The sequence below is a fragment of the Gallintestinimicrobium sp. genome, assembly GCF_046968865.1.
GTDB lineage: Bacteria > Bacillota > Clostridia > Lachnospirales > Lachnospiraceae > Gallintestinimicrobium > Gallintestinimicrobium propionicum.
The window spans coordinates 222175-247887 of sequence record NZ_JBKVPW010000003.1 but is presented as its reverse complement, the minus strand read 5'-3'; the positions used below and the strand labels follow the sequence as shown (position 1 = coordinate 247887).

Annotated in this window: 25 protein-coding genes; all 25 read right to left on the bottom strand. The window is 38.4% G+C overall.

Annotated elements, in window-relative coordinates:
* Positions 1–289 precede the first annotated feature (289 nt).
* Entirely contained in the window at positions 290–919 is a 630-nt protein-coding gene (locus ACLTOQ_RS04585; protein WP_412318925.1) for an acyltransferase family protein, read from the bottom strand.
* A gap of 77 nt (positions 920–996) precedes the next feature.
* Positions 997–2469 carry a hypothetical protein gene (locus ACLTOQ_RS04580; RefSeq protein WP_412318893.1) on the bottom strand — a complete coding sequence of 491 codons (1473 nt, stop codon included), beginning with the start codon at positions 2467–2469 and terminating at the stop codon, positions 997–999.
* Positions 2470–2532: 63 nt separating this feature from the next.
* Positions 2533–4446, bottom strand: coding sequence for a hypothetical protein (locus tag ACLTOQ_RS04575; protein WP_412318892.1), 1914 nt, complete (start codon positions 4444–4446; stop codon positions 2533–2535).
* A gap of 26 nt (positions 4447–4472) precedes the next feature.
* On the bottom strand, positions 4473–5402 hold the full coding sequence (locus tag ACLTOQ_RS04570) for a glycosyltransferase family 2 protein (RefSeq protein ID WP_118495748.1): 930 nt from the start codon (positions 5400–5402) through the stop codon (positions 4473–4475).
* Complete coding sequence (locus ACLTOQ_RS04565; RefSeq protein ID WP_412318890.1) at positions 5402–6322, bottom strand: ChbG/HpnK family deacetylase; 921 nt, start codon at positions 6320–6322, stop codon at positions 5402–5404. The genes ACLTOQ_RS04570 and ACLTOQ_RS04565 overlap by 1 nt, the downstream gene beginning before the upstream one ends.
* Positions 6306–7310, bottom strand: coding sequence for a glycosyltransferase family 2 protein (locus ACLTOQ_RS04560; protein WP_412318889.1), 1005 nt, complete (start codon positions 7308–7310; stop codon positions 6306–6308). The genes ACLTOQ_RS04565 and ACLTOQ_RS04560 overlap by 17 nt, the downstream gene beginning before the upstream one ends.
* A 114-nt stretch (positions 7311–7424) precedes the next feature.
* The gene (locus ACLTOQ_RS04555; RefSeq protein ID WP_412318888.1) at positions 7425–7649 is read right to left on the bottom strand and encodes a hypothetical protein; all 225 of its coding nucleotides are present in this window, start codon (positions 7647–7649) and stop codon (positions 7425–7427) included.
* Between the two features lie 75 nt (positions 7650–7724).
* Positions 7725–9236 (bottom strand): lipopolysaccharide biosynthesis protein, encoded by a 1512-nt coding sequence (locus tag ACLTOQ_RS04550; protein WP_412318886.1) that lies wholly within the window; start codon positions 9234–9236, stop codon positions 7725–7727.
* A gap of 61 nt (positions 9237–9297) precedes the next feature.
* Positions 9298–10068, bottom strand: a complete 771-nt coding sequence (locus ACLTOQ_RS04545; RefSeq protein WP_412318885.1) for an acyltransferase family protein — start codon at positions 10066–10068, stop codon at positions 9298–9300.
* Between the two features lie 11 nt (positions 10069–10079).
* Entirely contained in the window at positions 10080–10343 is a 264-nt protein-coding gene (locus ACLTOQ_RS04540) for a hypothetical protein (RefSeq protein ID WP_412318883.1), read from the bottom strand.
* A 33-nt stretch (positions 10344–10376) separates the two neighbouring features.
* A complete protein-coding gene (locus ACLTOQ_RS04535; protein ID WP_412318881.1) occupies positions 10377–10958 on the bottom strand; it encodes a DUF6056 family protein in 582 nt (193 codons plus the stop codon).
* Between the two features lie 134 nt (positions 10959–11092).
* Complete coding sequence (locus ACLTOQ_RS04530) at positions 11093–12166, bottom strand: glycosyltransferase family 2 protein (protein WP_412318879.1); 1074 nt, start codon at positions 12164–12166, stop codon at positions 11093–11095.
* Entirely contained in the window at positions 12145–13062 is a 918-nt protein-coding gene (locus ACLTOQ_RS04525; protein ID WP_412318877.1) for a glycosyltransferase, read from the bottom strand. The genes ACLTOQ_RS04530 and ACLTOQ_RS04525 overlap by 22 nt, the downstream gene beginning before the upstream one ends.
* A gap of 22 nt (positions 13063–13084) precedes the next feature.
* Positions 13085–14011 carry an alpha-1,2-fucosyltransferase gene (locus tag ACLTOQ_RS04520; RefSeq protein WP_412318875.1) on the bottom strand — a complete coding sequence of 309 codons (927 nt, stop codon included), beginning with the start codon at positions 14009–14011 and terminating at the stop codon, positions 13085–13087.
* A complete protein-coding gene (locus ACLTOQ_RS04515) occupies positions 14004–14387 on the bottom strand; it encodes a DUF2304 domain-containing protein (protein WP_412318873.1) in 384 nt (127 codons plus the stop codon). Before ACLTOQ_RS04515 ends, ACLTOQ_RS04520 begins: the two co-directional genes overlap by 8 nt.
* Positions 14384–15082, bottom strand: a complete 699-nt coding sequence (locus ACLTOQ_RS04510; protein ID WP_412318871.1) for a glycosyltransferase family 2 protein — start codon at positions 15080–15082, stop codon at positions 14384–14386. Before ACLTOQ_RS04510 ends, ACLTOQ_RS04515 begins: the two co-directional genes overlap by 4 nt.
* Before the next feature lie 11 nt (positions 15083–15093).
* Positions 15094–16848 carry a DUF2142 domain-containing protein gene (locus tag ACLTOQ_RS04505; RefSeq protein ID WP_412318869.1) on the bottom strand — a complete coding sequence of 585 codons (1755 nt, stop codon included), beginning with the start codon at positions 16846–16848 and terminating at the stop codon, positions 15094–15096.
* A gap of 152 nt (positions 16849–17000) precedes the next feature.
* The gene (locus tag ACLTOQ_RS04500) at positions 17001–18023 is read right to left on the bottom strand and encodes an NAD-dependent epimerase/dehydratase family protein (RefSeq protein WP_412318868.1); all 1023 of its coding nucleotides are present in this window, start codon (positions 18021–18023) and stop codon (positions 17001–17003) included.
* 5 nt (positions 18024–18028) lie between these two features.
* Positions 18029–19342, bottom strand: coding sequence for a UDP-glucose dehydrogenase family protein (locus tag ACLTOQ_RS04495; RefSeq protein ID WP_412318866.1), 1314 nt, complete (start codon positions 19340–19342; stop codon positions 18029–18031).
* A gap of 44 nt (positions 19343–19386) precedes the next feature.
* On the bottom strand, positions 19387–21135 hold the full coding sequence (locus ACLTOQ_RS04490; protein ID WP_412318864.1) for an ABC transporter ATP-binding protein: 1749 nt from the start codon (positions 21133–21135) through the stop codon (positions 19387–19389).
* A 31-nt stretch (positions 21136–21166) separates the two neighbouring features.
* Positions 21167–22030, bottom strand: coding sequence for an alpha-1,2-fucosyltransferase (locus tag ACLTOQ_RS04485; RefSeq protein WP_412318862.1), 864 nt, complete (start codon positions 22028–22030; stop codon positions 21167–21169).
* Positions 22027–22911 (bottom strand): ATP-grasp fold amidoligase family protein, encoded by an 885-nt coding sequence (locus tag ACLTOQ_RS04480; protein ID WP_412318860.1) that lies wholly within the window; start codon positions 22909–22911, stop codon positions 22027–22029. Before ACLTOQ_RS04480 ends, ACLTOQ_RS04485 begins: the two co-directional genes overlap by 4 nt.
* On the bottom strand, positions 22908–23447 hold the full coding sequence (locus ACLTOQ_RS04475) for a serine acetyltransferase (RefSeq protein ID WP_412318859.1): 540 nt from the start codon (positions 23445–23447) through the stop codon (positions 22908–22910). The genes ACLTOQ_RS04480 and ACLTOQ_RS04475 overlap by 4 nt, the downstream gene beginning before the upstream one ends.
* Positions 23435–24604, bottom strand: a complete 1170-nt coding sequence (locus ACLTOQ_RS04470) for a CapA family protein (RefSeq protein ID WP_412318858.1) — start codon at positions 24602–24604, stop codon at positions 23435–23437. Before ACLTOQ_RS04470 ends, ACLTOQ_RS04475 begins: the two co-directional genes overlap by 13 nt.
* A gap of 31 nt (positions 24605–24635) precedes the next feature.
* Positions 24636–25610 (bottom strand): hypothetical protein, encoded by a 975-nt coding sequence (locus tag ACLTOQ_RS04465; protein WP_412318857.1) that lies wholly within the window; start codon positions 25608–25610, stop codon positions 24636–24638.
* Between the last annotated feature and the right edge of the window lie 103 nt (positions 25611–25713).

Here is a 25713-nt window from a genome sequence, read left to right as displayed (position 1 = left end):
CAGGGATTGGTAACCGTCTAATTTTCAGGAATTTAACATGCATTTCTCGCCAAATCAATTACCAATATTATCTGTGAACTTCCTGAAAAATTAACTCTCGACGACTTTCAGGTTTAGTCCTGAGAGTCATCAGTGCTACGAACGTAATAAAGTTCTTTGCGTCAGTCTTGTTCCCTTTGCATGGATTTTCGTTACATCCTCCCCTGTTTCCGCAAAAAGAACTGTACCAATCTGCTAAATAAATTTTCTTACTATTTTACTTTTTCGAATAAGCCATGTACGTACAAAGCTAAACAGCAAAATACAGCAGATATAAACAGAGCATGCAAATATTCCGAATGTCCGATCTGCCAGCTGCAAATACAGCTTCAGGAATAGCTTCTGACCGATATGCTCCAGTAAGTATACGCCAAATGCACAGCTGCCCAGACATGCTATGATCCCGGCTCCTCTGATATTCGTATGCATTACAAAAAATCTGCGGACGCCAAGATAGACTGCACAAGCCATCAGCGGGATCATAAGATTCAATACGGATCATAGAATATCCCGTAAACTGTCCGACGATAGACATTCCGACTTTAATGATCAGCCCCAATCCCAGAAAATATTTCATGCAATCCAAATCCACATTTCTCGCAATTGCCCCAAGAAATGGAAGCATCATCAAAATTCCTATATATTCATACAGGTACCAGTAAGAAGTCTGAATCTCATTTTTCAGCAGCTTCTCCACAAATGCCATTGCTGAAAATGTATCCTGATTCCATGCAAAGCACAGCAGGCCATACATCAGCGCAGAAAAAGCAACTAATACTACAAGCATTCTGGAAATTCTCTTTTTAAAGATCACACTCCAGCTCTCGGCTTTTGGAATCAGCAATGCGCCTGTGATCATCATAAACAATGGAACATTAATTCTGCAAATTTTTTATTCACACTGTTCTCCTTTATTTTTATGCTGGATTCATCCTATCTGTAATTGTTATCTGATATTCATTCCGTTGTCGTAACCATGTCTTTTCCATAAAAGTTTCCGACAACTCTATTGGTAAATGCTTCCGGATTTTTGATGACCGGCATATGCATCAATGGCCCCTGCTCCGGATTTGTCGGACACAGATATGCTTCTTTAATGGAATCATCCCGCAATATTCTTTCCTGGGATTCCATTTGTTCCTTAAAATCTGCTGCCTGACCGCTTGCAATATAACTGCAGGAGCTGTAAAATAACGAATCCTTCAGATTTCCCCTAAATACCAGGCACAGAACCAGGCAAACAAATACCGCCGGAACTGTGATACATTTATGATAAATTTCTCTTCTTTTCAGAGTATGACGTAGTTCCAGTTTCCGCAAGATCCAGCCCTCTACATAGATAACGGAGGAAACTGACGTTAAAATAAACGTCAGATATTCCATCGTTCCAGGTCCTCCGGACACCTCCGTTGCTGCATAGAGCTCCGGTGCATACATTGCCGCATACACGCCAAACATATAGCCAACCCATAATACCGGATATTTAAACTCGAATTTCAATTTTGCTTCTGAAAGACATTCCCATGCTACGACTGTCACAAAGAATAACAGCACAAATAAAAGTGGAGTCTCCCTCCAATAATTTACTACATTTACAGCCCCCTGCCACAACGCTTCTACAATCGTGAAAGCTGCTTTTCCTACGCTGAAGCCCATCTGCTCTCCGCCTACTCTGGCTGCATTTCCGGGTGCTGTAACCTGAAAGTACAAAGCGATCATTCCGGCAAATGTCGGGAATGCAAACACCCCTGCACGCTTTTTATTTTTCACGATCACAAACATCAATACATAACTGAATAAAACCAGAAATGCCGAATAATAGCTGCTCCCTCCGATTGCGATCATTCCCAAAACAGAAAAGATAATATATCTGAATTTGTCCGTTCTTAAATATTTCAGTAAAAATCCAATCAAAAGCATTGCCAAAACATGGGGCATCATATAGTGGATTACTCCAACATACCAGTACATACCGATTCCGGAGCTTGGAATCCATTGATAAAACATCAGCAGAATCAATAATGTGACTACTCCGCCTTCATACCATTTTAAGCCAAAATAGTTTGTAAAAAACTCATGTACCATATAATAAGTGGCTGCAATCATTGCCAGTGTCCAGAACACAGGTACGATCCAAAAACTTCTGTATACAAAGGCCTCCGGCATCAGCGTAAATATAAAAACACTGAACCAGTCTCCATTCCAGACCTGGCACATCTGCTTTGTCGTTTCCAGACCTGTCCGAAACACTTCGATCACAGAATGCGTATGAAGCCACGTCTGATGGCTTGCTGCAGAATATCCGTAGTCGTCCCCCGAAGGTCTGGCGATAAACGCTAATAACCAGTTGGGTACCATCGACGCTAAAAACGCGATTCCCACAGCTGCTGCTATTTTCTTTATACTAATCCATTCTGCCAGTTTCTTCACCGTAAAAGCCTCCGTCTTTTCTGTCTTTTCAGTTTTATCTGTGTTTTTATTCCCCATCTCCGATCACTTATCCAACTCTTCATAATAACGAATTTTATTTTTTCCGTAATACTCCGCCGTTCCAAATCTCCAGGTTTCGATTTCATCTGTCGTAAACAGCTCCGGAGTTTTCGGCGGCTCCTGAATTAAAATCAGAGCTTCGTCCGAATTTTTAATGGTCACAATATTCTGTTCTATTGCATCTGCGTATGCCTGTGCTTCGCCGCTCCTGACTGCATTTACAATTGCTGCAGAGGTTATTTCTTTCGGCGATGCCAGGGATACCAGTAAAAAGCATATCACTGTCATTCCTGTACAAAAACCATACCATTTTAGAGAATCGGCGTTCCAGTACAGCTTTTGTTTTTTCTGAATCCATCCGATCCAGTAAAATTCAAGAACAACGGTCAAAATCAAAAACATATCATACATAATGTTTTCAATTCTTCCCGTTCCCCACTGTCCGAGTGCAAACAGCTGCGGTGCATACATTGCAGAAAGGAAACAGTATCCTGCCAAAGTAATGACTCCCGGAAGCGGAAATTCAAACTCTGTTTTAGATGCTATTGTCCATAAAACAGGAAGTACCATTAAAATCAAAAATACCCAGAAAATCCCGGTCCAGTCTCCCGCAATATCCTGCATACACAATACAAAGGATTTTAAAATAGAACCAATTACACCGTAGGATGCAATCTCACCGGATTTTCCCTGCCTGATCCAGTTTCCCGGCGCTGCTATATTGACACAAAACGCAATCAGCATCGCTCCTCCGGGAACCGCCAGATACTTTAACAGATCCTTTCGTTTTCTCCACAACAAAATCAAGATCACATATCCTGTAACCACATTTCCGATCAACGCCGTCACAAGATTTCCGCCGCCAACCATGACTGCCATCCATGCTGCCAACACACTATACAGCACTCTTTTTTCTTTTCGGGCAATCGCATGTATCAGAAATGCCGTGAATAAAAGCAAAAAGCTGAATGCACCGGTATAATGAATTCCTCCGTTCCACCAGTAAAAAGCAGATACTTTGGCCGGTGCAAGCTGCAACGCCAAAATTGCCAGCAGACAGCCCAGAATCCCTGCCTCCCTTTTTCCGGCTCCAAACAATGTATGAAAGAATTGATAAGAAAAACTTAGTACAGCTGCGCTCAATAACCCGGACAATACTGCAGGAGTCAGATGATAATACTGTTCTCCCCAAATTCCTGGCTGAAGTGCCATGAGAAAAATAGAAGAAAATGTTCCCTGCCAGCTTCCAAAGGCATCTGCCACTGTTTTACATGCACCGCCAAACGCACCTAAAACGCCTTTTCCATGCACCCATGCCAGATGACTGTTTGCACCATATTCAAAATCATCTCCCTGTGGATAAACATACTTTCCTGACCATGCAAGCATAAGCCAGGTTATAAAGAGCACTACGAGTAAAACTGAAAACAGCCATTTCCAGTCATCTTTCTTTTCCACTGTTTCCTTTTTCAACACATGCCCACAAATCCAGCCGGTTCCATCCATCACAACTGCAATCCACCAAAGGGTTGTCAAAATCTGAAGAAAAACTCTGACAGAATTAACAGATTCCATATCTCCGATTCTGACTACAACAGCCTGATAACAAAACCATACGGAAGCCGTTCCAAAGAATATCCGAAGCAGAGCCCCCTCATATAAACTTCGATCTGAAATTCTGACTGCAATCACGATAGCAACTAAAATTGCCGCTGCTGTCAGGAACAAATGAAATACACCGAACCATTTTTCTGCATAATAGATAAAATAATAGGCAGATACAGCCGGCACTTTAAATACAGAATAAGAAACAACCTGATCCTGTGCTCCCAATGCCAAAAACAGGAGCAGCGGAAGCAATATTGCTCCCGCTATCCACCACACTTTATTTCGTACCGTTCTCTTTTCCAGATTCATTTTTCGTTTTCTACTTTCCACTAACCTTATTCTTTCGTATCTTTCCCCACAATCTGCAGTCGGAATTCAAAATCCCTTCTGTCCTTCACGCCAAGATTATGCAGGATAAGGCCCGCAAACAGGGACTGTAATGCAGCTAATCCTGCAAATCCGCAGGCGATCAGTGTCGGGAACTTCGGCACCAGACCAGTCTCCACATACTCGATTCCAACCGGAATAAAGAACCCAACTGCAATCACAAACAGCAACAGCGCCAACAGCCCAAAAAATGCAAAGGGGCGATACTGACGGAACATCCGGAAAATCGTTTTCAGCACGCGAAAACCATCCGAATACGTATTTAACTTGGATTCGCTGCCCTCCGGACGGTCACGGTATGTGATCACAACATTATCTACCTGCATATTGTTATAAACCGCATGAATCGTCATCTCCGTTTCGATTTCAAAGCCACGGGACAGTACCGGGAATGTCTTGACAAAACGGTAGGAAAATGCACGATATCCCGTCATAATATCCCGAATATCCGATTTGAACAGTGCATTGATCGACGCACGAACCAGACTGTTTCCCATATTATGAAAAGGGCGTTTATTCTCTTCAAAATACGTTGAAGACAGTCTGTCACCCACTACCATGTCTGAGTTGCGTTCCAGCACCAGGTCCGCCATTTCTCGCGCATTTTCCATCGGATAGGTATCATCGCCGTCTACCATGATATAGCACAGTGCATCAACCTCCTGAAACATCCTGCGGATTACATTGCCTTTCCCCTGCTTATATTCCTGCCGCACCACTGCACCGGCCTTTTCTGCCAGCTCTGCAGTGCGGTCGGTAGAATTGTTGTTATATACATAAATAACAGCCTCCGGAAGCGCCGCTTTTGCATCCCGGACAACCTTTTCAATCGTTTTTTCTTCGTTATAACAGGGAATCAGTACCGCTATTTTATCCATCAGCGTTCTCCTTTTCTTGCTTTTTGTGCCAGATCCAATGCATAAACCGCCTGCTTTTCTACGCTCCGATCCGGAGAAACATGAAACACAATGGCATCTTCCTGACTGAATTCATCGGATATTTCTTCTCTTAATACCTGACCTGGATGAAACAGAATTTCAAGCATCCTGCCGTTATGCTCTGCCTTTTTTTCTATATCCGTTAAAAGCTGCCGGATTCGCTTTTCATCCATATGCCCGCTCATGATCAGTCCCCACAGATACATCGGCTTCATCCCTGCATTCCGGAACCGCTTCTGCAATAATGCAGAACAATAGTTCAATAAAATATTCTTTACAAAATTGACCGGTCGATAGGTTTTGTATAAAGAAGTCTTTTGCAAAAATACAAAAAACGGCTCCTTTGCATCCCGGATATAAGACGCTTTCCAGCCCTGCTCTTCCAATACCTCAAACAGTGCCTCCGCTACAACCGGTATCATATGGGTATGCTGATGACTGTCTATACGAAGCTCCTGCAGGTTCAATTCTGAAAACACTCCCGTCACAGCTTTAATCTGAAGTTCAATTTCTTTTTTCAGTTGTTTTTTGAACCTGTTTCTGGACGGAAGATAAGAAACAAAGAACAGCTTCTCCCAGGAAATCTGAAAATGTCCTTTTTCATCCACCAGATCCGGTAAGTCCTTCGGATCCGACAGGCAGCTGCCCTCCATCAGATTTACATGGACAGAAATTGCCGGCTGCCATGGAAATTCTTCCTGTGCCTCCCGATACAGCCTCACACATTCTTCAAAACAGCTCATATTTGCAAGCACACTGATACTGTTCAATTTTCCATCTTTTAAACATTCCAGAATATCTCTGCTTGCATGAACGGATTCCCCAAAATCATCCGCATGAATATCAATCCTTACGCTCATTTTCCTGCTCTTCCTCTGCGCTATCCTCTGCATCCCGCAGAATCATGGAATCCACGATATACCGCGGACGTCCTTTGCTTTCCATATAAATTTTTCCGATATATTCCCCAATAATTCCCTGGGATAAAAGTGTAATACCGCCAATCAGACAGGTCGAAGCCACCGTTGTCGTCCAGCCGGCAACAACCGCACCATTTGCCCAGTCCACGATACAGGAAATAAACAGTCCAATGCTGAACAAAAAGGTCAGAAATCCAAGGATTACGATCATCTGCAGCGGTCTGGTGCTCATGGAAGTGATTCCATCTACTGCCAGCGTCATCATCTTTTTCAATGTATATTTCGACTGTCCGGCTTCTCTTTCCTTTACATCGAAATAAACAATATCCGACTGGAAACCCATCGTCGGAATCAATCCCCGCAGAAACAGGTTCGTTTCATGAAACTCTGACAGCGCATCCAATGCCTTCTTTGACATCAGGCGATAATCCGCATGGTTCGTAATCGTCTGGCAGCCAAGCACATGCATCAGCTTGTAAAACAGTCCTGCTGTCGTCTTTTTGAAAAATCCGTCGGTATCACGGTCATTGCGCACGCCATAGACAATCTCACAGCCATTCTGATAACATTCCAGGAACTGATCCAGTGCTTCAATATCCTGCTGTAAATCTGCATCAATTGTCACAACCGCATCTGCCTTGCTTCTAGCAGCCATCATCCCTGCCAGAATCGCACTCTGATGACCGTAGTTGCGGGAAAAGCTCAGGCCCGCATATTTGCTGTTCTGACGTGTAAGCTCATAAATAATCTGCCAGGTGCTGTCCTTACTGCCGTCGTTGATAAATAAAATCTTACTTTTATCCGAAATCGTCCCCGCCTGAATCAGCCGATCCAGCTTGTCCAAAAGAACCGCTGCCGACTTATGCAGAACCTCTTCCTCGTTGTAGCAGGGAACAACGAGATATAAAATGGTGTTTGCTCGTTTCATAGTCCTTCTATATCCTTTCAACTATCTCTGTCTATCATACTGTATCTTTTCGTATTCGGCAACAACTGCAATGTAACAGGAAACTCTCTGAAATATCTTTACAGTTAATTATTTTTACCCTTCACTTCTGGGAACTTGGATAACACTTTCTTTTCCAAAAAATTGTTTTGCAACTGTATTTGTCCATTTCTCCGGATCTTCCATCACTTCCATATGCATCAAAGGTCCCTGATCAGGGATAAACGCAAATATGATAAGGGCAGTTCCAATTTTTCTAACATCCGGCTTTTTTATTTTCCTGATAATATGATGATTTTTCTGTCTGGTATATAATAGCATGAACCCTCCTTTTCCACAATAAAAACACTTTTTACAAAATCTGTGATAAATATTCCAGGCTTTTTGCTCTATTCTTTAATTTCTATTACGCAAAATCTTTTTTATGTCTGAAGGTTTAAATGCAACTAAAACCTGTAACAGCGTACCTGCAATCCCACACACCACGATATGAGATAGAAAGGAAATCCATCCATCTTTTACCGGATAGATGAAAACTACCGCTTTCATTGTCAGCACCGCAACTCCACAGCATAAAATATTTAAAGCAATATTCGGATAAAAAGTCTTTTTGCTCACCTTTAAACAATGTGACATATAAAGCGGATTGGTAACCAAATTAATTACATTCATAACAACTGCTGTTGTCAATACAATCGCAAAAACTCCAAGATTTGTATATTTAATCAACAAAAACATTGCAACCACATTACAAATTCCGCCTATAATTGTTACCATACATGGAATTTTATTTTTTACCTTCAACGTATAAATATAATACAATGGATAAACACAACCTTCGGAAATACAAGGGAGCATTGCCAGAACCGTCAATATATGCAATAACGAAATATTCTGTGTCGGAACCCATAATTTGTAAAAATATAATCCCAATACACAAAAACCTGCAAAAACTGTATTTGTGATAATTCCGCATATTTTCATCGCATATTTCAGCTCTTTCAGCAGTCCGAACACATCTCCCTCTGTATATTTTTTTAAAAAACCAGGTTGAAACGGCTGCGAAACTGTAGCATAAAGTGTATAGGTCAATGCGGATATATTTTTTGCAATTGAAACCTGCCCCATTGCAACTGCATTTAACATCAAATTGGAAAACAATACATCTAAACCACTATTTAATACATTTCCAATACTGTTCGCGGCATTCCAAAATCCATTCAGAACAAGTTCTTTCATTGCACTCTTACTAAACTGTCTTATATCAACCTGTAATTCCGGAGCTTTCCTATGTGTCATACACACAGATCCTGCTAATACTATAGAGGATGTTACAATCGTAGCTAAACCTACATACCAAATTTGAGGAGAATAAAACATAAAGGAAATTACCAAGACACAAATCTCGATAAAATAGGAAAAAAATGTTATGGCATTATAAATGACTAAACAATCTTTTACATAAGCCGTCCCCGCATATGCTGTCGTAACTGCACTAATATAAAATGCTGCGAACATTAGCAAAAACAATACCTTGATCTGTCCAACACTATCTGTAGGAATGTTTAAAAGGATTTCCAGTTTATATATACACACTAATCCTAAAAAAAGAATAATCCCTGCAATAAACACATTTCCAAATAATACTGTATTAAAATATTTTAAATATTTTTCTTTCTTACCTTGTAAATAAGCGATTGACATATATCTAGCAGCATATGAATTCAATGCTGCCATAGCAATATCGGCATAATATACAAAACTTTTCGCTAGAGATACAAATCCGTAAGCCTCTATGCCAACTGTATTGGTAATTAACGGTGCCAAATACAGATTGATAAAGCTGTATAATAAAACTGCCAAGAAACTTATGATCATGGCAACATAAATATGTTCCTTTTTCTCCATAACATTTTGATCACTTTCCACTTATTGCAAATTATCATTTTTTACGTCTTATAAAAATGTATCAAGCAAATTTCAAATCATTGCTCTCTCCGATCATCAATTTTCCCACCTTGCCTTTTCTCAAGATGACCGTAATTCCGTACGATACGCCAAACGCTATTGTAAAATTCACAGCCACAAATAATAGAGGTGAAAAATTTGTAAATATTTTCATGGATGCATATAATATTTGTTGATGGAACAAATAAATTCCCATACTATTTTTTGATATTTTTTGAAAAGTATGAAAAACACTTAATTTTTCAGCTCTGAAAATTCTGCTAATCGTTAGTACAGCTGCCACTTGAAAACCACATACCAGAGGCTGTATCAAATCAATCAAAAATCTATTTTTCACTTGAATCCAAAGCAATAAAAAAATTACTTCTAAAATAAATGCACTTATCAAAACAGCACAATCTTTCATTCTGCTATTTTTAGCTACGTTTGCTCTTCGAAAAAGGAATCCCATATAATAGTACAGCAAATATTCTATCGATACAGATATTTGAAAAATATTCAAGGGAACGTATCTGTTCAAAAACAGCTTCCCAATATATAAAATAACATATAATGCCAAAATGGTATGAATTGGCACCCTCTCAATAAAATCACTGAAAAAATAAAATACCAAATAGATCCAGAAAAGCATGGGTAAAAACCATAGCTGTGCCGGCGAAATTGCAAGAATAAAATTTTTAACAATAACAGTCCATGAACCCCCTTGAATAAAAATTTCCGCCGGTATTGCCCATAAAATCGATACTATATAAAACGGAAACAGTAAACGCATCCAGCGTTTTACTATATCTTTTTTCCATTTCTATAACCATGCTTTTCATATCGAACCATATAAAATAAATAACCCGAAGCAAATGTAAATGTCTGTATATGAAACGAATTCAGCCACATAACAATATAGGAAAGACCCTGACGTAAAGTGGTTTGATACAATTCTGATCCATTTTTCTGCAAAGCAAGTAGCGTATGATACAAAAGGACACAAAACATCATAATAGTTTTAACTGTTGTTACTCGCTGAAGTTCTTCTTCTTTATTTACCAACATTCAATAAAATGCTCCTTCCTAAATAACTGCAGCTTATTTTAAAACAGATATTGTATGAAATCCATAATATTGTGCTACTGCAGTATTGATCCACATGGTAGGATCTTTTGACAGTATAATATTTTGTGTGTTTTCTATATCAGTAGGAAAATCTTCTTTTGAAATGATAACATCGCTTCCTTTTTCATAAGTTTCCAGACTTTTATAAAATTCCTTACAGGAATAGTAATGATCTTCATATATTCCATCCTGCAATTCTTTCGAAATTTCTGTGATTTTTATGTCCTGTGCTCCAAAACCATCCAGCATCAAGCAGACACTTGCCGCCACTGTCATTATCAGAACTACGATTTCTTTCAATTGCTCTTTTATTCTTTTCGCAATTAAAATACCAAGCGTAAATGCCAAATTAAAAGCTGTTATAATAATACTCATATCAAGTACAAATTCGCATCTATTCGGTACATTGATTCCACTATACCCTAACGCAAGCGGAAACGCTGTAACCACAGGTGTAAAAATCCCCAAAAAGCTAAACACTAATCGAATTTTCAGATTTCCCGTGAAATCACGCTTTACAAACACCAAATATCCGAAAAGAACAAATAACATCATAAATAATGCATAACTTGTGTTATTAAAGAAGAAATCCCTCCTGCATGTCCTACTGAATCATACGGAACGGAAGCGGAAATCCACAGTACTTTTTTCATTTTCCAGTCTCCTTTTATTTGTACAATATTTTTTACTCAATATAAAAATTTACGAATTCCATTAAAATATAATGTTCCAAATGTCTTTCCCCATAACACTTTATTATTATGAAAGATCATAATAGAGATTTTTTTGATATGCTTTGCAACTCTGTTACTTTTCTCTTTCATGAATTCTCTATAGTATTCTTTGTAATAGCATTCTACAGTAGAATCAAAGTTCGCCTTTTTTTCATCATCCGGCTCATTTTTCCATACTTTATACCAGACACTTTGCAGTTCCAACAGCCAATCTGCTAAATATTCTCTGTATGCTTCTGATAAACCGTTCTCCTTAAAGAACTGAAGTACTATTTTTTTTGCAACGACTGTTTCATAATGGTATTCTTTTGGCACTAATGTAGACGATAAATTTGATTTCATGTGCCGATGCAGATAGTATAAATCATTGATAAAAACAATCTTCTGCGCATAAAAGAAAAGCATTGGCACAAATAAAACATCTTCGAAATAGACCCAATACAGATCGTTTTCATAAGCTTCCACTTTTTTCAGGGTTTTTGATATCAAAGATCGTTTTATAATCTTGGCCCAGATCGGACCGACGCATCCAAAATCAGCTTTTTTGGCATATACCTGATCACAGAAATTTCTTCCTGACATGACAATTGGATCTGCTTCTGTCTTTTTTCTCCGGAATGTTTCAATCTCTTTACAGCTCCTATCTTCTCCACGCACGCAAATTATATCGCCTTTACTTTTGTTTTGCATCAAACATTCATACATATCAGGAACAATATAGTCATCATTATCTATAAAACTAATCCATTCCCCGCTTGATCTTTGGAACCCATCTTCTCTTGATATTGATAATCCCTTATTTTGTTCATGATGAATCACCTGTATTCTTGGATCTTCTGCTGCCAATGTATCGCAAATTTCCCCTGAATGATCTGTTGAAGCATCATCTACCAGAATCAATTCAAAAGATCTATGCGTTTGTGCCAAAACAGAATTTATACATTGTGATAAATATTTTTGACTGTTATATACCGGAACAATTATACTTAACTCAACATTTTTTTCATTCACCATACTATCATTTCCCATAAGTATCTCAGTATTTTTTCTACATATTCCTTTGAGTTCAAGATTCCAATCGCTTCGCCTATCATACGCCCATATTTTTTTTCTTTTTTGAAAACCAAAGCCTCTTGAAAAGCCACCGATGCTTTTGCATAACGCGCTGCTTTTTCAGGCGTACACTTCTGCATCTCATATTCCGCATAGGAATCACATGACAATTTATGATAAAAATATTTGTCCTGAATATATCTCATCATCAAATACTGCTTATATAAATTGTCTCTGGAAATACTCTGTCTGGATAATCTGTACTTCAAAATAATCTGATTACAATTTCCTAATTGATATCCTGAATCTATTGCACGAAGCAACAGATCATAGTCTTCACATCCCTGTATATCTGCATATCCATTTAAAGCTATATAAGCACTTTTCTTAAATAACCACGCCGGATGAGGCATACAATTATTAACTCTCATTTTACGAACAATATCTTTATGTGTGACCGGTAAATTATCCATATTGTATAAAACGGCATCATTCTCGTCTATCACTTCCACATATCCGGACAAAAAATCGACCTTATCATTTTCCATCCTTTTCATCTGCACTTCCAGACGATTCGGACAGGAAACATCATCTGCATCCATAATTGCTACATACTCTGTTGCACTCAATAGAATTCCCCTGTTTTTTGTCAACGGACACCCCATATTTCTGCCGTTTACAAGGAACTGTATTCTGCTGTCATTTTCCGCATATTCACTGATAACTTTTTTTAAGGCATCGTTATCCGGATCATCAAGAAGAATAATATAATTAAAATCTGATAAAGTCTGATTTAAAATAGACTCTATTGCCTGTCGTACAAATCGTTCTTTTTCCCTGTAGACCGGCATTACAACGCTTAATTTTGCCATTGTCAATCCTCTTCCTATTATATTAAAGCAATATCATAGATTTTGTATACACATCAATTTGCCCGGAATAGTCCTTATTCCAGGTAGCAGGTGCAATTATGACTTTGTCTTCATTAGCTGATAAATAGGCTCCCCACCAGCTAAATGTACTGTTCGCTATAATAAAATGTTTACACTGATACATCAAACGTAATTCTTCATAATCAAGATTATTTAATTCTATATACTGTACATTGTAATCAAAGTGGTAATTTTCTTTAATCCAGTTTATTTCCTGCAAATTATCTGAAAATATATAAAAAACAGAATTTTCTACTCTTTCTGCAATATACTCCATTCCTCTTTTATAATAAGTTTCATCGCATACGACTAATGCTCTGTTTTTTTCATTTGACACATAATCTCCCCGCCGTATGTGAACGCAAACCGCATTACATTGCTGCAATTCTTCAATTTTTTCTTTATTTTTATCAGAGGGTTCTTTTCTTACATGCAATTCTTTCTTAATCTGATCTCTATAAAGTTCAAAGTACGATTCACTCTGATAATATCCAATTACTTTTTTTACCTTTGCAATATTGCTTCCATATGGATAGTAGGTAAAACAATCATCTGTATAGATCTTCCCCTTTTTACACATCTGCTGAAACTGCTTTTCTCCATGCAGTTTCGCACCATTATTATATTTCCGCAATGCAACAAACTGTGCAATATCCGGTACTCCGCACAGATATCCTTTTCCTTTATTCATAAAAGTGATTTCTTCCGGCAGATTTAAATAACTCAAGACATTATTAAAATACCTTTTTCTTCCGGCACCTAATCCTGCCAATGTCATGAAATAAGGGTTAATCTCTAATTTTTCATGGTACTGCAAGGATAAAGCTCTTGCATATGCGTATTCAAACATCTGATTTCCCATTCCTGCCATCAGATTCAGTCTAATCATTCTCGTTATTCCCCACTTTTACTTTTAAATTTTCAATTTCATTCCCAGTTTCATGATTCTGAATTGCAATTTTTTGCGTCAAATTTTTCACCTTTTCTTCCAGCTCTGCCATTCGAATTGACATAATAAAGGTTCTCAACAACAAAATGAAAATCATAACCAGAAAAAGGAAATTCACAGGAGCTACCATACCGCATAAATGTGTCAGCCACTGCACCAATCCCGGAAATATACTAAATAAAATAAACAGAAACGATAACGCCACCCAAAATATAGAATGTTCTATCTGAAGCTGGGACTTCCTGATTTTATGAATTACATATCCAAAAAACAGAACTGATACAAAAATCAAAGCCAATCTGAAAAAAGTGCTCATTCCAATTCCTTTCTCTTTCGAAACATTTGAATTACTAAAATGGAAAAACAAACCTTAACCATATAAATAATGGAATTCTTCCAGTTTAAGTAGCTTTCCCCACCCTCACGTTCTGACATCTGTACCTGTGCTTCGACTACTTTTGCCCCACATTTGATCAGGTAGGAAATTGTATCCGGCTCCGGATTAAAGTTCATCTCAGTCGTATAAGCCTTCATAACCTTTCGATTATATATCCGCATTCCAGATGTTGGATCCGTAATATTCTGATGTGTTGTCCATTTAATCAGAAAACGAATAATCTCCGATCCGAACATTCTCAAGCTTTTTTTCTTTTTTATTTCTTTGAATCTGGATCCGATTACAATATCCGCATGCGTCTCTTCCATGCAATCCACAAGCTTTTCAATATAACTTGCCTGATGCTGACCATCTCCATCAATCTGTATCACAGCATCATACCCATATTGATACGCATACTTCATTCCTGCCTGAATACCTCCAGACAATCCAAGGTTAATCGGCAAATCCAGAAAATTAAACCTGTTCTGTTTGCAAATTTGTGCGGTATTATCCTTCGATCCATCGTTCACAACAATATAATCATATTCTGGATAAGTTTCCTGAACGCTATAAACGACTCTTTTAATATTTTTCGCTTCATTATATGCTGGGATGATCATTAACAGGCGCATTTTTCTCTTCCTTACGTAAAATAATTGGTTGCATAGTGTACGAACATCAAAACTGCAAATAATATGTTGCAAAATACCAGGGCATACAGGCACACTTTTTCTCTGCTGATCTGCAGATTAAAAAATCTGTTTTTTACAATCAGTGGTATCAATGTAAAACAAGGCAGGAAATATCGTCCCTGAATTCCCATTATCCTTGTCGAGCGCTTTGCTGTAAAGATAAAGAACAAAGAAACAAATACTCCTAAGTAAATCAACCCGGTAATTCCTACAGCAATGCAGCGTTTTACACGGGGCAGCAGATTTTTACCGGTATCCTCCAATGCCATAATCATCAGAACAACGATTCCAATTCTCATGCCCGGAAATCCTGTAAAAGTATCCAAATAATTATATCTTCCCTTTCCGACAACTTCGCCGAATGTATTATATAAATATTCTCCTGTATAGCCAAATATTGTACGCAAAAATACATGGAATGTATTCTCTATATTCTGCAATGCATAAGGCAATGTGTTCCATGCATCCAAATCTTCGTCTGCTGTCATATTATTATTAAAACCAACTGCATTTTTAATCACCGGAATTATATTGATCCCGATTAGTAAAATCACAGCAAGACCTACTATTGTACCGATCATAAGCTGCTTTCTATTCAAATTCAATTTTCTGACAGGCAATAAGACTACCAATAATGCCATAAATACATAAATCAATTTAATCGGAATCATCAAAAGCAGCAGCAAACATAAAATTCCCAATTGATGCAGTTTAATTTTTTTCTCCTGAGCATTCAGATAAAGGAAATAAGATACAATTAAAATACACAGGCACAAATTGATGCCATCATAAGAATAGGAACCATATAAGTAAATTACTTCCGGAACCAGTCCCAATACAGATATGTAAGTTTTGGCATATGGCAGAATTCGTATCGCCAATGCCGTAATCCCTGCTTCAAACAGGAGATTAAACAAGCGTCCCATCAACAGCAGTAAATTTCCATGAATATTCAAAAGTCTCGCAATCGAAATTCCAATTGCAGACGGCAGATATGTCCACGGTGCCTTTGAACCTACTGTCGACTGCATATCAGCTTCTTTTATATTCCCTGTCGCTTTTTTTATTTCAAACGAATCGTACCACTCAGAAATACTTGAAATATCATGCAAATAAATGATACTGTCTTTATCCGCCTCATCCAACAGCACATAATTATCCTGCTTCACTTCTTTTCCAAGCAAAGTATTGGAAAGTCCATATGCTTCCAAAAAATGAGCCTCTTCATCCGGAACACCAAGCGGAGGCATCACAAAATTAAACAACAGCCCACAGTATATTGCCACGAAAAAATATTTATGTTCGATTTTAATCTTCTGACTCTGCAAAAGTAGTGTAAGGGCAAAAACACCGGCAAGACAGATCAATGATAGCCCAAGATAAAAGGACTTGTAGGAACCGTTATATTCAATAAATCGAATATGTCCTGTTCTCGAAATCTCTCCGTCAATTACCGCCTGAACTTCATATTCCTTCTTCTCCAGTTCAAGTTCCTGTCCTTTTTCAAACTGCTGAATGGATGTATTATTCCCCTTGATTTCTGAAATCTGATAGTCATTTTCCAAAACCAGTTTTTTCCCATCATAAACAGACAGATGAAGTTCCATCGGTTGCTCGATAGTTCCGCTTATCGTTATTTCACGAACCTTTCCGATCGTCGGACAAAAACTTCCTCCATCCATCCCGATTGTATGAACGATCGGCATAGATTCTCCGGATATTCGAAGTGCCCACAGCAAATAAAGCATGACTCCTGCCACTATAGTAATTACAATCGATTTCAATATCTGGCGTCCAAACGTTGAAAGATTTTTCATCATTTTATCCTTATCTGATCTCAATTTGCTTTTTTCATTTGTTATGCACCATAATACGATGCATACCACTCTGCAAACGCCGTTAATCCTTTTTCCAGCAGCGTATCCGGTTTAAATCCAAAATCCTTTTCCAGCTCCGATACATCCGCATAAGTCTGATAAACGTCTCCCGGCTGCATTGGAAGAAACTCTTTTTCCGCTTCATGATTGATGATGCCCGCTTTCATCAGGCACTTTTCCAGTGTTTCAACAAAAAATTTCAGACTCACCGGCTGATGATTTCCAATATTATATACCTTCACTCTTACTCCGTCTTCATTTGCTTCCGGAGCTTTTTGCATTACAGCAGATACCCCTTTTACGATATCATCGATATAAGTGAAATCCCGGTACATATCTCCGTAATTGAACAACTGAATTTTCTCGCCTTTTACCATTTTATTGGTAAATCCGAAGTATGCCATATCCGGTCTGCCACATGGGCCGTACACGGTAAAAAACCGAAGTCCGGTACATGGAATTCCGTATAGTTTGCTGTACGCGTGTGCAAGCAGTTCATTGGACTTTTTAGTTGCTGCATATAAAGAAACCGGTTTATCCGTCTTGTCTTCTGTCCGGTAAGGAACTTCTTTGTTCAATCCGTAAATCGAAGAACTGGAAGCATATACCAGATGCTTTACACCTGACTTTCCGTCATCATAAGAATGCCTGCAGCATTCCAGAATATTGTAAAATCCCAGAATATTGCTTTCAATATAAGCATCCGGATTTGTAATCGAATAACGAACCCCGGCCTGAGCTGCCAGGTTTACTACAATCTCCGGTTCCCACTCCCGAAAAATCTGCTCCAGAAAGCTGCGGTCTGCAATATTTCCCTTATAAAAGGAGAAATGATCCCAGCAGTTCAATTCCTTTAACCGATATTCTTTTAAACTGACATCATAATAGTCGTTCAGGTTATCGATCCCGATAACCTGAACGACTGAATCTTTCTGCAAAATGTTTTTTGCAAGATTTGAACCGATAAATCCGGCTGCACCGGTGATTAAAACTATCTTTTTCATCTCATTTATCTTCCAATACTATAATATTCCACGCCTGCTTCTTTCATCTTCTCCAGATCAAAAATATTTCGTCCGTCATAAACAAGCGGTGTTCTCATCAGTTTCCGGAACGTTTCCGGTTCAACTTTTCGAATTTCTTTCCATTCTGTAAAAATAAAGCAGATGTTCGCATCTTTTAAAGTTTCTTCGATCTGATCCGTATAGGCGATCGTTCCTCTCCCCACAGCTCCTTCCGGATATTTCTTTTTAAAGTTCTTCATCGCTACCGGATCATAGGCAACAATATCCGCACCGTTTTTCAGAAGAAGCGAAATATTATCCAAGGAAGGCGCCTCTCGCAGATCATCCGTTCCCGGTTTAAATGCCAGTCCCAAAACAGCAATTTTTAAGTGTTCAAAGCTGATCATCCGGTTGCTCGCTTTATAGAAGAGCGCCGTTTTCTGATCCGCATTGACATCCACTGCTGCCTCCACTGTACGCAGACGATATCCGACCTTCTGTGCCTGAAATTTCAGTGCTTTTGTATCCTTCGGAAAGCAGCTTCCGCCATATCCGATTCCGGCTTTTAAAAAATTTGCACCGATTCTCGCATCATAGCTCATTCCTTTTGCGACATCTTCAATGTTCGCACCGATTTTTTCACAGAGATTTGCAATATCATTCATGTAGGAAATCTTCAGTGCCAGAAAATCATTGCAGGCATATTTTGTCATCTCTGCAGAACGTCTGTTCATCGCAACAATCGGCAGCTGAAACGGCTCATAAATTTCCCGAAGCAGCGCTTCTGCTTCTTTACTTTCCGTTCCGATGATAATTCTGGCAGCATGCAGGGTATCATGTACTGCAGATCCCTGCGCTAGAAATTCCGGATTCGATGCTACCTCGATATGAAGCTCTTTTCTTACCAGAAAATCTTTGATAAACTGCTCAACATGATCGTTCGTTCCGACCGGAACTGTGGATTTTACCACCACAAGACAGTTCTTTTCGACATTTTCCGCAATCTGGCGGCAAACGGTCGCGATATAGCTCAAATTGGCAGAACCGTCCGGCTGCTCCGGCGTACCAACCCCTATAAAGATCGCATCCGGATCTTTATAAGCGCTTTTATAGTCTGTTGTATAATGCAGTTTTCCGGCTGCATTATTTTTCTTCATCAGCTCTTCCAGTCCGTCTTCATAAATCGGAGAAACACCGGATTCCATCTGCTTTACTTTATTTTCATCCACATCCACACAAGTAACGTCATGTCCTTTTTCTGCAAAGCAGACACCTGCTACCAGTCCTACATATCCGGTTCCTGCCACTACAAGTTTCATTTTTGTCCTCCGTCCGCATCTGCCTTATCTCTTTGCTAACTGTATTATTGAATTACATCCTCTTTATTTCGTAATACTACATTTCCTCCGGATACTTCATAAACAAGATCCGCGTTTTTGATTGTTGTCAGTCGATGTGCAATAATAATCATCGTCTTAAGTCCCTGCAGACTTTCAATCGATTCCATGACAGCCTGCTCCGTACTGCTGTCCAGCGCAGAAGTTGCCTCATCCAGTACCAGAATCTCCGGATCATGGTAAAGTGCTCTTGCAATTCCGATTCTCTGACGCTGACCACCGGATAAACGTACCCCGCGGTCTCCGACATAAGTGTCCAGACCTTTTTCAAGCCCCTGTACAAATTCTTTCAGCTGCGCTTTTTCGAGTGCTTTCCAGATGGCATCTTCATCGATCTGATCCTCATAAATACCAAATGCCACATTATTGCGGATCGTATCATCCGAAAGGTAAATCGACTGTGGAATATATCCCAGCTTTTCTCTCCAGCTTCTCAGATTCTCATAAACGTCATGCTGATCCATCCTTACCGTTCCGGACGTCGGAGGAAGCAACCCGAGAATAATATCCGCCAGTGTTGTCTTTCCGGCACCGGACGGTCCGATCAGGGCAATCGTTTTCCCTTTGGGAATTTCCACGCTGATATCATGCAGCACTTCTGTATCCGAATCCGGGTAATGATACGTGATATGCTCCGCAAAAACACCCTGTTCAAATTTCCAGTTTTCTGCTTTACCGGCCCACTCAATCTCTGCCGGCTGATTTTTTTCAATCTCTCTCAGATCCTGATAAATCATATCCAGAGAAGCCTTATTATACATCACCGAATTGACATATGCATTTATCTTTCCTACTGAAGGAAGCAGTCGGAATGCTGCAACGGCAAAAACTGCCATCTGCGGAATAAACGTATCTAATGCTCCATGGCCAAATAACAGTTTGACAATAATGGCCAAAACCAATCCAACAATTGCTACTGTCTCAACAATATGTTTCGGAACAGCAGCCAACAATTCATTCACACGTGCTCCCCAGATTAACTTTTTATAATTTGTTCGATAGGAATCAATAAAATATTTTTCTCTCTGCAGGATTTTAACTTCCTTGACTCCCCCAAGAGACTGATTAATCCACTGGATTAACTTGGCGTTATAAAACTCATTCTGTCGCCCCAGTTTACTGGATACTTTTTTTGATATCATAAAAAATATAACTACACAGACTCCAAGTAAAAATCCGATTAAAACCGTTATGGAATGGCTTGTATGAAATAAATACAGTCCAAGCGCGAAACAGGTTACCGCTTCTACTGCCAACTGTAAACACGAATTAATCAATGTCATAAACTGTGAGGTATCGGACTGCAGGCATCTTTGCATTTCTGCAATATTCTTAGATAAATGAAATGTATAAGGTTCATTCATATAAGTGGTCAATAATCTTGTTGCCAGATTCATTCTTGTTCGATAAGAAAAAGTTAAAATTGCATTTTGTTCAAACATCAAATATATATTTTTGATTACATAAATCACTGCAATAATAAGGGATAATGCAATCAGATATCCTTCTATACTGTCAATATTTGTATGTTGGAAGAAAAATTGCAAAAACGTATCATCCGAAATGGAACTTGTCTGCATCATAACTTCAATAAATGGATTGAATACTGCAACAGCCAAAAGCTCCAGCACACTCCCAATCAACATCAATGCTACCAGCCCTACCAGCTTAACTTTATCCGTTCTGCTGAATATATATCTTAACTTCTGAATCATTCGTCTGTTTTCCTCTCTGTTATATGCATTGTTATCCATTTATTCTGATCCAGTCTTCACAAACTGCATCCGAAACATCAAGATGACTGAACCATCTTTTGGGCGATACAATAATTTTATCCGGATTGCGATTCAACCAGGCTCCCCACCAGCTAAAACTGCTGTTTGCAATAATATTATGGCTGCACTGACTCATCAAATACATATCCAGATAGTTCTCTTTCCCATGATTACAATTTACAATTACAGAATCTCCTTCTGACAGATTTTCTCTGACCCATTCCGGATCATTCGAAAAAAAATAGAAACGTGCATCCGACACTTTTTCTTTCATATACTGCATTGCATTTCTGTAATATTGCAAGGTACAGATATTTCCATACTTTCTATTATTTTCCGGAAGCAGATAATCTCCTCTTCTGACATGAACAGCTACTGCCTGTTCCCTGCAAATCTGATCCTGCATTTTTCTGCTTGCTTCATTTATTTGATTTTGTGGAAATCGGAACAGCTCGAGGAGTTCTGCGCGAAACTCTTTAAAATATTTTTCACACTGCCAATATCCACTTAAATAGCCATTTTCAATATCAAAAATCTCCGGTTGATATCCGACATCCAATTTTTCACTATAATATACACATTTTGGTTTTCCAAACACCTGATCTGCAAGCCTGTTTATTATCAGTCGTTTCTGATCCGTATAGCCGTTTCGTTCTTTTTTTGTATCAATCTCATACGGCAACCGAAACAAATCTAATTCAAACGGCATACTCTTCGGATTCTCATAGGAAAAAAGATCCAACTTTGCAGGTTTCCCCATATGCAGATATTTTTGATATAACGCATACTGAAACATCTGGTTTCCAAGCCCGCCTGCTACTTCTATAATTATCATTTTTCTATCCCTTTCGGAAGCTTCAGCCATTCTCCCCATACTGTATCATCTGTATCCGGTGTAATCGGCTCAAAACCACATCCAGGATAAAACGTAAGCTCTCCAAAATAAATTTGTTTTTCTGTAATATAGCAATCTACCCGTAAAAACGGGATATCTTTTGATAGTTTTCTGCTCATTTCCAGCAATTCATCCAGGAAAAACGGCTTTGGCATAATCAGATCTTCATCATCCGGATATGTAATTTTTGTCTGCATCAATTCCCAGTCTACGGTATACAATCTTCGCTTATGTCCTTTAAATCGGTCATAATCTACTTGTATAAACTTCGGTTTCCCATTGAAACAAAAAACTTTGTAATCTTTTAAATCATCTCCGGATTCATCCGTCAGTAATTCTTCTGCCACAATACATGGCTTAATTCCATGATAAGCCCATTCCCGTCCAAGCATTGAATAATCGATCTTTAATGCGTCTCCAAGATGTCTTACGGCCTCTTTCTTATTCAATTCAGCTTTATCACGGCAAATAACTATGCTTTGAGAATCATGCGTACATTTTAATACAAACTGATCCGGCAGGCTGTCAAAATCGATATCTTCCGCCTTCTGCCACACTCCCAGCAATGGAATCAGATATTTACTTCCAAGTTTTTTACGGATATATTCCCGAACAGCATACTTATCTGCCATCTCATGATATTCCGGATTTCTGTCATGTAATTTCAGCCACTGAATCTTTTCATTAAAGGTTTTTGGATTTTTCAAATGAAGCGGTTTATGAAATACGATGCGATATCGAATTCTCAATAAAATAGAATCCGGCATTACCTTTCCGAAATGATTAAACAGATAATTTAAGCTTCTTTCATATAAATTCATTCAATTTCTCCCGATATCTTTCGAAAAGAATTATCTCTTTCCTCTTCATGAATAAATACTCTCGGTTTCGCCAAAACAACTGTCGCACGATCCGGCACGTCCTTTGTCACAACACAATTTGCTCCAATTCTGCACTGATTACCGATTCGAACATTGCCAATAATTCTGGCTCCCGCTCCAATATAAACGTCATTCCCAATTACCGGTGCGCCAAATCCCTTGCTGTCTTTTAGCATATTGGATCCTATTGTAACCTGTTGAAAAATTACACAATTTTTCCCAATTTTCGCGCCCTGCGAAATATATACCCCACTCGGTCCATGCGGAAATACCGGATATCCTTCAAATTCCGTTTCGATCGGAATATTTGCCCCATTTTCTCGAAAAATACGATGCAGAATACATCCATACAGATTTCGTATCCACTTTTTCTGAGAATATTTTACTTTTTCATATACCATCCATAAATAGTCAGAAGATTCCCTTTTCTGCTGACTTGTAAATTCATAAATCAACCAACTGATCAATCGAAACATCCCATATTCCTCTTTTCAATTTCCGCCTTGCAGTTCGTTCGCAACAACTCCTGATGTACTTCACATGTTAAATAATTATATATTCTGAGATATTCTTTCTCTGTAAGAGTATCTTTCCCCGTTAAAATACCTGCAGCCCGTTTCAATCTGCTTTTCCATGGAATTTTTTTCTCAGAGAAACGCTTCTTAAAGATTTCCATATAACCAATCTGCTGCGCACAGTATTTTATCCACTCTTTCTCCAGAAATCCGGGGGTTTGTAACAACGAATTTCGCTTCTGCAGTTCTTCCTGCATCTCTGTTCCCTGATCCCAGTCTAATATACCATCTTTATTACAATAAAACAAATATTTTACATGTTTCTCTTCCGGATCAACTTGCAATACCATCCCTCTTTTCCATGCATCCTGATCCTGAATATTTTCTTCGACCTCCGGTCGCTCGCCAAAGAGAAAATTTCCCTGTCCATAAACCAGTTCTCCGCCATGATATTTTTCAGTACATCCAATGCAATGGCTATGCTGACTAACAACCAGATCTGCTCCGGCATATATATATCTGCGTAATCGTGCCTGCATCTCCGGTGTCGGATATGGATAAAATTCAACTCCGCCATGATAAAGACAGATTACATAATCTGTTTGCTTTTTTAATTTCTGCAGTTCGAAAATATCTTCCCCTTCCTCAACAGGATGTGCCCCTGCACTATGTTTCCCAGCAACGGAAAATTCATGTTCCGTACAGGAATACAAGCCAATTTTATACTGTCCACTTTCCAGAATAAGACTTTTATTGGAATGTTCCAGATCACTTCCTGCTCCTAAATACGGAATATGATACTCTTCCAAAACTTTTATCGTATCTAAAACTCCGCGAGAACCATAATCCCGAATATGATTATTTGCCAAATTAACAACCAATCCTGGGATCTTATACAAAGCCTCTATTGTTTCAGGAAATGCCTTTAAACTAGACCCCCATTTCACAGCCGGAACACTTTCCTTTGTCAAGGGACATTCAAGATTGACAATATTAAAGGTTGCTTCTTGAAGCTTTTTACGAAATTCATATGATACTAATTTTTCTATTGCTCCGTCTGTATATTCATTTCTTTCAGATGCCGGCGGAACAACATCTGACATAATCATAATTTTCATACATATTACCTATTTGCAAAAATTTCAAATTTTACTCAACGACACCTATGTCCCAAAAATATGTACATCTGTATTTTCCGCCATTCATATAGAACGCAGCAAAACTTCCACCGCACTGTCCTGCTGTCAATCCTCCGCACTTCGATAACAAATTCATAGAAGACAAATATTCCATTCCTCTGTCATATTTTGTTTTTATTCCATCAAGGTCAACATAAGATAATCCCTTCTGATAGTCCAGAGTGTCATAATAAGTCCTTTTATTTGTAATCACCATCCCCGGAAATTTTTCTTTTAAATAATCTTCACTCTTTTTTTCTTCTGTGGCCAGATACAGATATTTAAATCGATGATCTTTTTTCAGTATTTTTCTAATTTTTTCTTCTACCTGCTCAAGAGAAGGCTGTAATGCATGGCCTTTAAAAAGTTTAATATCTGTTCCTCTTACCAGAACTCCTAATGTCTCAGCTTCTTTTCCTTTCAGTAACGCATCATACTCTTTCTGACAATATTTCTCTGCTTCTTTCGAAAACTTGATATAATTCTGATACATAACCTTCCAGTAGGTTCCAATATCTCTTCTTTTTACGCCACGAATATTCGGCAAATTACTCCAATCGATATCCATATGATTTCCAACTATATACTTACAGTTTTCATATATTTCATCGAGTGTCTTCTTCGTAAACTGTTGAAAGAACAGTTCCCAAGCATTGATTTTCCCTATTTCATTTGACTCCAGATAAGAATTCGGATAATTTTTAAAATCAACAACCGGCACCATATCTCTTTCCAGTGCATATTTTGCCATTGCCAATATAATTTCAACATATCCGAACAACCCCAAGAAAGGCAATTTTTCACAACTGATCACATAATATATAGTATTTTCTTTTTCCCACTGTTTTTCATCTATAAATTTTTGCAAATGCTTTTTATCATTTCCTTCTATAAATATTTCATAAAATCCATTATAGATATTTTTTATATATTTTTTTATATCCATATATTTCATCCCCAACCACTTATTTTTAATTTTAATAAGAAATCAAAACATCAGGTCACAATCTTTATTTATACAAATTCCCAATTATATCAGGGTATCTTTT